Here is a 9,926-nt window from a genome sequence, read left to right as displayed (position 1 = left end):
CGCAGGCGCGCCACCGCAACAGCGGATCGATCGTTCCTTCGTCTGTATTGAGCGAACCCGGGTTAGAATGTACACCTACGGGGGATTTCAACAGAACTCAATACGTCCATTCCGACCGGCAAGGTACGTGTTGTCAGATAGAACGCCACACACCCCGTTGTCACAGCCCCCACAAAAGAACGATACCGACGGTCGTCACCGCCGACAGGAGCAGCTGTAACGGTCCGCCGACGACGAGAAAGTCGGTGAACTTGTAGCCGCCGGGACCGTACACCATCAGGTTGGTCTGGTAGCCGACGGGCGTCATGAACGAGGTCGCGGAGGCGAACATCACGGCCAAGAGGAAGGCGAAGCCGTTCGCGTTCAGCGCGGCGGCCGCGTCGACGGCGACGGGGATCATCAACACGACCGTCGCGACCGGCGTGATCACGTTCGCGAGCAGCCCGGTGACGAGATAAAACAGGAAGAGCACCGCGACGAGCGGGAGGAACTCCGCGGTCGAGACGAGCCCCCGTGCGATGATCGCCGCGCCGCCGGTCGCCTCCATCGCCAGCCCGAGCGGGATCACCCCGGCCAGGAGGAAGACGACGTTCCAGGCGACCGCGTCGTAGGCGTCGGTCGGCGAGAGACAGCCGGTGACGGTCATCAGGAAGACGCCGCCTAACGCGGCGATCACGATCGGCACCGCGCCGAGCGCGGCGGCGCCGACGACCCCGACCATGATCGCCACCGCGATCGGCGTCTTCGGTGACAGCGGAGCGATCTGTTCGAGGTCCTCTTCGCGCAGGCGGTCGAACGCGTCGTCGTGTGTCACCACGAGGTCGCCGGTCTCGCCGAAGTACTCGATCGCGTCGCCGGTCGTCTGGACGAGCAACAGGTCTCCCGGCTCGAGCCGGACCTCGTCGAAGCCCGCCCGGATCAGTTCTTCGTCCCGCCGAACGGCGAGTACGGTCGTACGGTGGAACTCCCCGAGTCGTGTCTCGGCGAGCGTCTCCCCGACGTAGCTCGACCCCTCGGGAACCACCGCCTTCGCGAGCGTTCCGTCGGACGCCGCCTCGTCGAACGTCTCTTCGGTGACCGACTTCCCCGCGAGACGTGAGAGGCCGAACTTCTCTCGCGTCCGGTTGATCGCCTGAAGGGGGCCGTGCACGACGAGCACGTCGCCTCGTCGCAGGCGTTGGTCGGTGTCTGCCCCGACGAACGTCTCTCCGTCTCGACGGATCTGCAGGACCGTTACCCCGCCGCTGGCCCGGCTTTCGAACTCGTCGATCCCCTGGTCGACGACGGTCGCGTCGGGTCCGACCCGCAGGGACGCGAGGTGGTCCGAGAGGTCGAACTCGTCGACGAGATCGGCTTCGACCGGAACGCGCGCCGGGGTCAGACGCCGTCCGATCGTCATCAGGTACGCGAGGCCGACGGCGAGGACGACGACGCCGAGCGGGGTGAACTCGAACATCCCGATCGGCCCGCGAGGGAGTAGCGTCGCGGCGAACTCGCTGGCTAACAGGTTCGTCGCCGTTCCGATCAGCGTGAGCGTTCCGCCGAGGATCGCCGCGTACGAGAGCGGGAGGAGGAGCTTCGACGGCGAGATCCCGTTCTCTCGCGCGAGGTCGGTGATCATCGGGACGAAGACGGCGACCACCGGGGTGTTGTTGATGACGCCCGCGAGCGGCCCGGTCACGCCGATGGTCGCGGCCAGCGCCCGCCTGTCGTCGTTCCGGGTGAACTTGGCGAGAGAGATTCCGAGCCGCTGGACGAGTCCGGTGTTCTGTACGCCCGCGCTGAGCATGTACATGGCGATGATCGTGACCGTGGCGGTGTTCGCGAACCCGGAGATCGCTCCGCGAGGCGTGACCTGCGTCCACGGTTCCAGCGCTGCCAGCGCGAAGATGATCCCGATAGCGGTGACGTCGTTCGGGAGGGCTTCGGTGACGAAGAGCACGAGCGCGACGCCGATCAGACAGAACACGACCAGCGTCCCCGTCGACAGCTCGGCGACGACCATGCGGCTACCACATCCCTCACCTACTTACGACTACTCCTCCCGTCCGTCTCACCGGGCAAGTCGAGTGGTCGAGCGGTTTCCTCGCGGAGTATCGGTCGGCTGACGAACCCGTACGCGGGCCCCGTCACAGTTGCAGAACCGACTCGACCTCGTATCCCTATCTCAGGCGTTCTGTGTACTCTTGAGGTATTTCTCAGTTGAATCCTTGTGTCCGGGAAGTGATAGAGAGTCGGACGCGATCTCCTGTTCGGGAGGCTGTGTCGCTCGATCGGCGTGTCGACCACGTCGTTCTCGTCGGTTGAGCGGGATGCGCTTTACGCCTCAAGACCGGAACTGTCGTCGAGTCTCATACCGGCAATCCTCCGGCCAACCGAGTACCGAGCGCCACTCCAATTCCGATAGCAAGTGCCGTGAGAACCACAATCAGAACGACTCGGATAACCATCCTCCGGCGTCCGCGTTGTGACCCTCCTATGTTTCGTATCCGCTCTTTAAGCCCGCCTTCCCTCATACTCGTATTAGCCGGGTCTTGCTACATAAAATCATGTCAGATTGTACCCCAGAGGGACGATTCAGCGCCCGAACGACTACGCGCCTCGGTTCCGGTGCGGAAACTCTTGCGGGTCGGGGAGGTCGACGTTGACGCCGGCGGCGCTGCCGCGGCTCACGCGTCGGAAGCAGTCGCACGCGAGACAGCGGTGTGCGACGTCGTCCTGATCGCCGAAGACTGACTAAAAGCGATCTGACACGTGGCCGCCACAGTGCCGACAGGTTCTGGAGTCGTCGGAACCGCCGATATGACGGTTCATAGCGCATCCCCCCCCCCGAATGCGGTTTTCGGGCGTTAGATGGTGCTAAAACTCCTGATAATGAAGGCCAGTAAAATTTCTGATGGGACCGCTGAGAGTCGAACTCAGGTCCTACGGACCCCATCCGCAGAGGATACCACTACCCCACGGTCCCTGACCGCATCGTGGAAAATGTGTGTCCGGTAATTAAGGACTTCGTTTCACTCGCCCGGCGCCCGTCGTTCGGCCTCGTCGGGCGTCGCGTCCCGGTCACACCAGCACGCGCTCAAGCGACACGACGACTCCCGACTCCGCGTCGGGGTCGCCGACGAGTCGTCCGAGACACACCGCGGCGCCGTCGGGCGTGTGACACGCGACGAGCGGGAAGTCAGACTCGCCGTCGCCGTCCGCGGTCGCATCGCTCGTCTCCGCGTCGATGACGCCGGGCGCGTACACCGGCGCACCGGTGGCGACGTTCCGGGCGGCCGAGGGAGCGATCGTGACCGACGGGAGGTGGACGAGGGCGTCCTCGGCGGGGCGGACGACCTCGCGGAAGAGGTCGTCGTCGCCGTCTTCGACCCACGCAAGCGCGTCGACGAGGTCGTGCAGGGGACGGAGGTCGCGGTCGTCGAACGGGTCCGTGGCCGTCCGCCGGAGGTGACCCATGTGCGCGCCGATCCCCGTCGCGAGTCCGAGGTCGTGACACAGCTTCCGGACGTACGTCCCCGACTCGCACCGCACCCGGAGCAGGGCCTGCCGGTCCTCGATCTCCAGCACGTCGAGGTCGTGGATCGTCCGCGTGCGGAGCCGGCGGGTCACCGCGCTCTTGCGCGGCGGCTTCTGGAAGATCGCTCCCTCGAACTCGGCGACGACCTCGCGGAAGTTCGCCGGCGGCGACCCGTGCAGCTCCAGCACCGCGACGTACTCCTTGCTCCCCTCCAAGAACACCTGCGCCGCTCGGGTCGCGTCGCCGGTCAGCGTCGGGAGACAGCCGGTGACCTTCGGGTCGAGCGTGCCCGCGTGCGCGACCCCGTCGATCGGCTCGCCGTCTGGATCCAGGGCGGCCAGGGTCTCGTTGACCGCGTCGCGCACCCACGCGGAGAGCTGGTGTGAGGAGGGACCCGCGGGCTTGTCCACGTTGACGACGCCGAACCGGAGTAGTTCCGGGACGGACCGCTCTTCGGGCGGCGATCGAAGACGGCCCGCGGGGTCGTCGCGGGCCGAATTGTCGGCGTCGTCGCGGTTCGGAGTGTTGGTCATCTTCGTGGGTGCGGCCTCAGAAGTCGTAGCTGACGCCCTCGATCGGCGCCTTCCCCTCGTCGCTGTCCGGGTCGTACGCCTCGACGGTCGCGACGAGGACGTCGAGGAACCGGTCGGGGCTCCACCGCGCGGTGTTGTACGCGGCGTCGTAGATCGAGAGGTCGTCGATGTCGATGTCGTAGTACTCGCGGTACCGCTTCCGCTCGGAGGCCTCGCGGCGTTCGGTCTCCGCCTTCGCTCGGTCGACGGGCTTCCCCTCGCGCTCGGCGATCCGCTCGGCGCGGACGGCGATCGGTGCGTCGAACCAGAACCGGAAGTCGGCGTGGTCGGCCGCGAGCCACCCCGCGAGGCGGGATTCGAGGACGACACTGTCTCGGTCGGTCGCGATCTCGTGGAGCCGGCGGTCGAGGTCCCGGTCGATCTGCGGGTCCTCCTCCGCGAACTCGTTGAACTCGACCGGCGTCATGTCGTGTTCGGCGGCCATCTCGCGGAAGATGTCGCCGCCGGAGACGTGGTCGAGGTCGAGCGCGTCGGCGAGTCCCGCGGCGTTCGTGCTCTTCCCGCTGCCCGGCGGGCCGGAGACGGTGATCAACATATCGCTACTGTGCGGGTGTCGTTCAAAACGGTTGCCGTTCGTCGCGTCCGTGAATCGCGTGTCGTCGCGGCATTCGTGGGTCGCGCGTCGCCGCCGCGTTCGTCAGTCGCGCGTCGCCGCGGTCATCGACCAGACGGCGACCAGCCCCAAAAGCGCCGCCGGAACGAGCGGGAGCGCGAGGTACGTCGCGAAGAACGTGAACCCGAACGACCCCGCCGCGTACGGGTAGACGTAGATGATCCCGGGGATGATGAGGACGCAGGTGAAGAGCACGGCCGTCAGCGCCCAGCCCTTCCGGCCGAACCCGTCGACCTGGGACTCGGAAACGGCCGCATCGGGCTCGGCGGTGGCCGTCCGACCGGACTCACCGGGTCGCGTGTCGGTCGGTCCGGCCTCCCCGCTGTCGGTCTCCGGGGTGTGGACGTAGCCGGCGTCGCCGTCCGTTTCAGAGCTCACTGTCCGGTTTAACGACCACTTTGCCAAAGCCCTCACGGTTCTCGATCAGCTCGTGGGCGCGCGCGGCCTCGCTCATCGGGAGGACTTCTCGCACGCGCGGCTCGAAGGTGCCGTCCCAGACGAGCGACAGGACGTCGTCGACCTCGCCGGGCGTCGCCATCGTCGAGCCGATCACCGACAGCTGGTTCCAGAAGATCCGGTTCAGCCCCGCGTCGGGGTTGGGGCCGGTCGTCGCGCCGCAGGTGACGAGTCGGCCGCCCTTCGCCAGCGACTGCAGCGAGTCGGGGTACGTCGCCGCGCCGACGTGGTCGACGACGACGTCGACGCCGCGCTTGCCGGTCACCTCGGCGATCGCGTCGGCGAAATCGTTCGCCTCGTAGTCGATGACGTGGTCCGCGCCGCAGTCCTCGGCGTGCGCGAGCTTCGCCTCGGTGGAGGCGGTCGCGAACACCTCACAGCCCGCGTGGTCGGCGATCTGGACCGCGGCGTGGCCGACGCCGCCGGAGGCGCCCAAGACCAGCACCGATTCGCCCGCCTCGACGTCGGCGCGGGTGTGGAGCATGCGCCAGGCGGTCTGGAAGACGAGCGAGGCGGAGCCGGCGACCTCCCAGTCGACGCCCGAGGGGACTGACACCAGGTTCGCCGCGGGCACCGCGGCCCTCTCGGCGTGGACGCCGCGGACGTGCTCGCCGATGATGTGGAAGGAGGCGCAGAGCGACTCCTCGCCGTCGCGGCAGAACTCGCACTCGCCGCAGGAGACGCCCGCGCTCACGGCCACGCGGTCGCCGGGCTCGAAGCGCGTCACGTCCTCCCCGACGGCCTCGACGACGCCGGCCGCATCGCTGCCCGGCACGTGGGGCATATCGAGGTCGATTCCGGGCATTCCGCGCCGCGTCCAGACGTCGAGGTGGTTGAGCGCGCCCGCCTTGACGTCGACGAGCACCTCGTCACGGGCCGGCTCGGGGTCGGGGAACTCGCCGTACTCGATCACGTCGCGGTCGCCGTGAGCGTCGAACTGGACGGCCTGCATACCGAAATCCACCCCCGGCAGCCACTAAACAGTACGCCAACCGGCCGCGATTTCGCCTCAGGGACTATCTCCCTCGGTGCACGATACGGGTCCTCACGCCCGTGCGATCGGGGCGCATCCCCCCGCAGCTTTCGTGATGTTTAAGTAGCGAAGGCGGGACCGTACGGATGCACGAACTGCAGGGGTACCGGACCCCGAGTCCGAGAGGGCGATGATACAACGCGGGTTGCGGTAGCCAAGCCTGGCCCAAGGCGCAGGGTTGCTAACTCTGTGGCGTCACTGCCTCCGGGGTTCGAATCCCCGCCGCAACGCTCGAACGGACCGAGCACCGCCGGATTCGCGCCGGTAGGGCTCACCACAACCAACACATGAGCACGGAAGAATCACAGGACGGCTCGCCGGAGGAGGCGGAAGACCTCCAGTACTTCGTCCGGATCGGGGGCGCGGACCTCGACGGGACGAAGACGGTCGAGCGAAGCCTGTCCGAACTCGACGGCATCGGCACGCGCACGGCGCGGCTGGTCGCCGAGAAGGCCGACGTGGACAAGAACGCCACGTTCGGGCTCCTCGACGAAGAGGAGATCGACGCGGTGGTCGACATCGCCGAGAACCTCGAAGACCACGTCCCGTCGTGGATGACGAACCGACAGAACGACTTCTTCTCCGGAGAGACGACGCACCTCGTCGGCACCGACGTCGAGGAGAAGCGTCGCCACGACATCAACCGGATGAAGATCATCGAATCGTACAAGGGCGTGCGCCACAAGCGCGGTCAGAAGGTCCGCGGCCAGCGCACGAAGTCCACGGGTCGCTCGGAGGGGACCATCGGGGTCAACGTCGAGGAGATCCGCGAGGAGATGGCAGAAGAAGAGGAAGCGGGTGAAGAAGAATGAGTACGGGGAAAAACACCAAGGGCTACGAGACACCGAACCACCCGTACCAGGGCGAGCGCATCGCCGAGGAGGCCGACCTCATCTCCCGGTACGGCCTGAAGAACAAAGAGGAGTTCTGGCGCGCCCAGTCCGAGCTGCGCAACATGCGCCGCGAGCGCGCCGACTGCTCGGCGAGGCCCAGGGTGACGTCGACGCCGCCCAGGAGGCGGGCGCGGCGTTCGTCGCCCGGCTCCGGCGCATCGGCGTCCTCGGCGACAACGACGACATCTCGACGGTCCTGTCGCTGGACGTGACCGACCTGCTCGAACGCCGTCTCCAGACGGTCGTCTACCGGCAGGGGTTCGCGTCCTCGACCCAGCAGGCCCGCCAGTTCATCGTCCACGGCCACATCACGGTCGACGGGGCGCGCGTGACGCGTCCCTCGGTGAAGGTCGACGTGGACGACGAAGGCGCCATCGCCTTCGACGAGAACAGCCCGCTCGCGGACGATCTCCACCCCGAGCGAGCGGAGTCACAGGAGTGAACATCCATGAGTGAATCCGAAGACGGAAAGTGGGGAATCGCCCACGTGTACGCGTCGTTCAACAACACGCTCATCACGGTCACCGACGAGACGGGCGCCGAGACGATAGCGAAGTCGTCCGGCGGCACCGTGGTGAAGCAGAACCGCGACGAGGCGTCGCCGTACGCCGCCATGCAGATGGCGGAGGTCGTCGCCGAGCGCGTCAAGGACGCCGGCCTGGAGGGCGTGCACGTTCGCGTGCGCGGCCCCGGCGGCAACCTCAACAAATCCACCGGTCCCGGTGCCCAGGCGACGATCCGAGCGCTCTCGCGCGCCGGCGTCGAAATCGGCCGGATCGAGGACGTCACACCCATCCCGCACGACGGGACGAAGGCGCCGAAGAACAAGCGAGTCTGACATGACGGGAGACGACTTCGACGTCCAGTACGTCGAACGGGACGACCGCAGCGCGCGGGTGCTGATCCGCGGGCTCACCCCGGCGTTCGCCAACGGTATCCGCCGCGCGATGATCGCCGACGTCCCGACGTTCTCGATCGACACCGTCCGGTTCGTCGAGAACTCCTCCGTCATGTTCGACGAGATGATCGGGCTTCGGCTGGGGCTGGTTCCCCTGACGACGCCGCTCGACGACTTCGAGGTCGGCGACGAGGTTACCCTCGCGCTCGACGTCGAAGGCCCGGCGACGGCCTACTCCGGCGACATCGAGAGCAGCGACCCGTTCGTCGAGGTCGCCGACGAGAACGTCCCGATCATCGAGCTGAAGGAGGGACAGCGCCTCGAACTCGAGGCGACGGCGGTGTTGGAGGCCGGCAAGGAACACGCCAAACACCAGGGCGGCGTCTCCGTCGGCTACCGCCACCTCCAGCGCGTCTCGATCGAGGGCGACCGCGGCGAGTTCGACGAGGACGAGCCGCGGATCCTCCGCGGGGTCATCGAGACCCCCGAGGGGGAGGTCGTACTCACCGACGAGTTCGACAACGACCTCTCGGAGCGGTATCCCGGAAAAGAGCTCAGCGTCGAGGACGTCCCCGGCGCGTTCGTCTTCCACATCGAGACGGACGGCTCGTTCAGCGTCGAGGAACTGCTGCTCCGCGCGATCGACACCATCGAGGAGCGCGCGGACGAACTACAGACGAAAGTCGCGGTCTAACGCGAATGATGGCTTCCCGAACCACCGCACCGGCGCTCGCCCCTGCTCGTAGTCGCGACGCCGGGTCGGATCCCGCGCGTCGCCGGGTCGCCCGGCGAACGGCGGGACCGAAAGTGGTTTGAAGGGAGCCGGATTACGCAGGAGTGCACGCAGGGATAGCCAAGTCAGGCCAACGGCGCAGCGTTCAGGGCGCTGTCCTGTAGAGGTCCGCAGGTTCAAATCCTGCTCCCTGCACTCCGTTTTCCAGACACTCTCCACACAGGAGGGACAGCTATGAGTAGCAAGACGAATCCGAAACTACAGAACCTCATCGCCGACCTGAAGTCGGTCGCGCGCGACTCCGGTGCCAACGTGTGGCAAGACGTCGCCGACCGGCTGGAGAAGCCACGGCGCACGCACGCCGAGGTCAACCTGGGTCGCATCGAACGGTACGCCCAGGAAGACGAGACGGTCGTCGTTCCCGGCAAGGTGCTGGGCAGCGGCGTGCTCGAAACGAACGTCACCGTCGCGGCCGTCGACTTCTCGGGCACCGCCCGCACGAAGATCGACCAGACCGGCGAGGCGATCCCGCTCGAACAGTTTGTCGAACAGAACCCCGAAGGCAGCAACGTCAGGGTGATCCGATGAGTCTCTCGACCATCGACGCGGACGTCGTCGTCGACGCCCGCGACTGCATCCTCGGCCGCGTCTCCTCGGAGGTCGCCCAGCGCGTCCTCGACGGCGAGACGGTCGCCGTGATCAACGCCGAGCGCGCGGTCATCACCGGTAACGAGGAGGCGACGCTGGAGACGTACCACACGCGCGCGAACCTCGGCTCCGACAGCGGGCCGTACTACCCGAAGCGCCCCGACCGGATCTTCAAGCGCGCCATCCGCGGCATGCTCCCGTACAAGACGGACGCCGGCCGCGAGGCGTTCTCGAACGTGCGCGTTTACGTCGGGAACCCCTACGAGCGCGACGAGGACGTCGATCCCGTCGTGCTCGACGGGACGTCGCTCGACCGCCTCTCGAACATCAAATTCACCACGCTCGGGGACGTCTCCGAGTCCCTGGGAGCCAACGTCACATGGTAACTAACACCTCAGGCAAGAAGAAGACGGCCGTCGCCCGCGCAACGGTGCGCGACGGCGAGGGTCGCGTTCGCATCAACTCCCAGCCCGTCGAGCTGGTCGAACCGGAGCAGGCGCGGCTCAAGATGCTAGAGCCGTTCCGCATCGCCGGCGAGG

11 protein-coding genes, 3 tRNA genes and 1 pseudogene are annotated in these 9,926 nt (G+C 67.1%); 9 read left to right on the top strand and 6 right to left on the bottom strand.

The window, feature by feature from the left end; translation table 11 throughout:
* Window positions 1-160: 160 nt before the first annotated feature.
* The 6 genes from GJ633_RS10610 to GJ633_RS10585 form a co-directional block, all read right to left on the bottom strand.
* Window positions 161-2,005 carry an SLC13 family permease gene (locus tag GJ633_RS10610; protein WP_156588808.1) on the bottom strand — a complete coding sequence of 615 codons (1,845 nt, stop codon included), beginning with the start codon at window positions 2,003-2,005 and terminating at the stop codon, window positions 161-163.
* Window positions 2,006-2,897: 892 nt separating this feature from the next.
* Window positions 2,898-2,968: transfer RNA gene (locus tag GJ633_RS10605), tRNA-Pro, on the bottom strand.
* A gap of 95 nt (window positions 2,969-3,063) precedes the next feature.
* Window positions 3,064-4,053 carry an RNA-guided pseudouridylation complex pseudouridine synthase subunit Cbf5 gene (locus tag GJ633_RS10600; protein ID WP_156588807.1) on the bottom strand — a complete coding sequence of 330 codons (990 nt, stop codon included), beginning with the start codon at window positions 4,051-4,053 and terminating at the stop codon, window positions 3,064-3,066.
* 16 nt (window positions 4,054-4,069) lie between these two features.
* The gene (gene cmk, locus GJ633_RS10595; protein ID WP_156588806.1) at window positions 4,070-4,648 is read right to left on the bottom strand and encodes a (d)CMP kinase; all 579 of its coding nucleotides are present in this window, start codon (window positions 4,646-4,648) and stop codon (window positions 4,070-4,072) included.
* A gap of 102 nt (window positions 4,649-4,750) precedes the next feature.
* Window positions 4,751-5,104 carry a hypothetical protein gene (locus GJ633_RS10590; RefSeq protein WP_321169019.1) on the bottom strand — a complete coding sequence of 118 codons (354 nt, stop codon included), beginning with the start codon at window positions 5,102-5,104 and terminating at the stop codon, window positions 4,751-4,753.
* Window positions 5,094-6,134 (bottom strand): zinc-binding dehydrogenase, encoded by a 1,041-nt coding sequence (locus tag GJ633_RS10585; protein ID WP_156588804.1) that lies wholly within the window; start codon window positions 6,132-6,134, stop codon window positions 5,094-5,096. The genes GJ633_RS10590 and GJ633_RS10585 overlap by 11 nt, the downstream gene beginning before the upstream one ends.
* A gap of 225 nt (window positions 6,135-6,359) precedes the next feature.
* Here GJ633_RS10585 and GJ633_RS10580 point away from each other — a divergent pair.
* The 9 genes and pseudogenes from GJ633_RS10580 to rpsI all read left to right on the top strand — a co-directional run.
* Window positions 6,360-6,445: transfer RNA gene (locus tag GJ633_RS10580), tRNA-Ser, on the top strand.
* Between the two features lie 57 nt (window positions 6,446-6,502).
* The gene (locus GJ633_RS10575; protein ID WP_156588803.1) at window positions 6,503-7,027 is read left to right on the top strand and encodes a 30S ribosomal protein S13; all 525 of its coding nucleotides are present in this window, start codon (window positions 6,503-6,505) and stop codon (window positions 7,025-7,027) included.
* A pseudogene (locus GJ633_RS10570) lies at window positions 7,024-7,550 on the top strand (30S ribosomal protein S4). The gene GJ633_RS10575 and the pseudogene GJ633_RS10570 overlap by 4 nt, the downstream one beginning before the upstream one ends.
* A gap of 6 nt (window positions 7,551-7,556) precedes the next feature.
* Window positions 7,557-7,946 carry a 30S ribosomal protein S11 gene (locus GJ633_RS10565; protein ID WP_004046448.1) on the top strand — a complete coding sequence of 130 codons (390 nt, stop codon included), beginning with the start codon at window positions 7,557-7,559 and terminating at the stop codon, window positions 7,944-7,946.
* A gap of 1 nt (window position 7,947) precedes the next feature.
* Window positions 7,948-8,700: a DNA-directed RNA polymerase subunit D gene (locus GJ633_RS10560; protein WP_156588802.1), complete on the top strand. Its 753-nt coding sequence runs from the start codon at window positions 7,948-7,950 to the stop codon at window positions 8,698-8,700.
* Window positions 8,701-8,849: 149 nt separating this feature from the next.
* Window positions 8,850-8,934 (top strand) — tRNA-Leu (locus GJ633_RS10555).
* A 39-nt stretch (window positions 8,935-8,973) separates the two neighbouring features.
* Entirely contained in the window at window positions 8,974-9,327 is a 354-nt protein-coding gene (locus GJ633_RS10550) for a 50S ribosomal protein L18e (RefSeq protein WP_156588801.1), read from the top strand.
* Entirely contained in the window at window positions 9,324-9,773 is a 450-nt protein-coding gene (locus GJ633_RS10545; RefSeq protein ID WP_156588800.1) for a 50S ribosomal protein L13, read from the top strand. The genes GJ633_RS10550 and GJ633_RS10545 overlap by 4 nt, the downstream gene beginning before the upstream one ends.
* A partial coding sequence (rpsI, locus tag GJ633_RS10540) for a 30S ribosomal protein S9 (protein WP_156588799.1) occupies window positions 9,767-9,926 on the top strand: 160 nt, incomplete at its 3' end. The genes GJ633_RS10545 and rpsI, both read left to right, overlap by 7 nt.

This window comes from Halorubrum sp. CBA1125 (genome assembly GCF_009742825.1).
GTDB lineage: Archaea > Halobacteriota > Halobacteria > Halobacteriales > Haloferacaceae > Halorubrum.
This window is presented reverse-complemented; position numbering and strand designations above follow the sequence as displayed.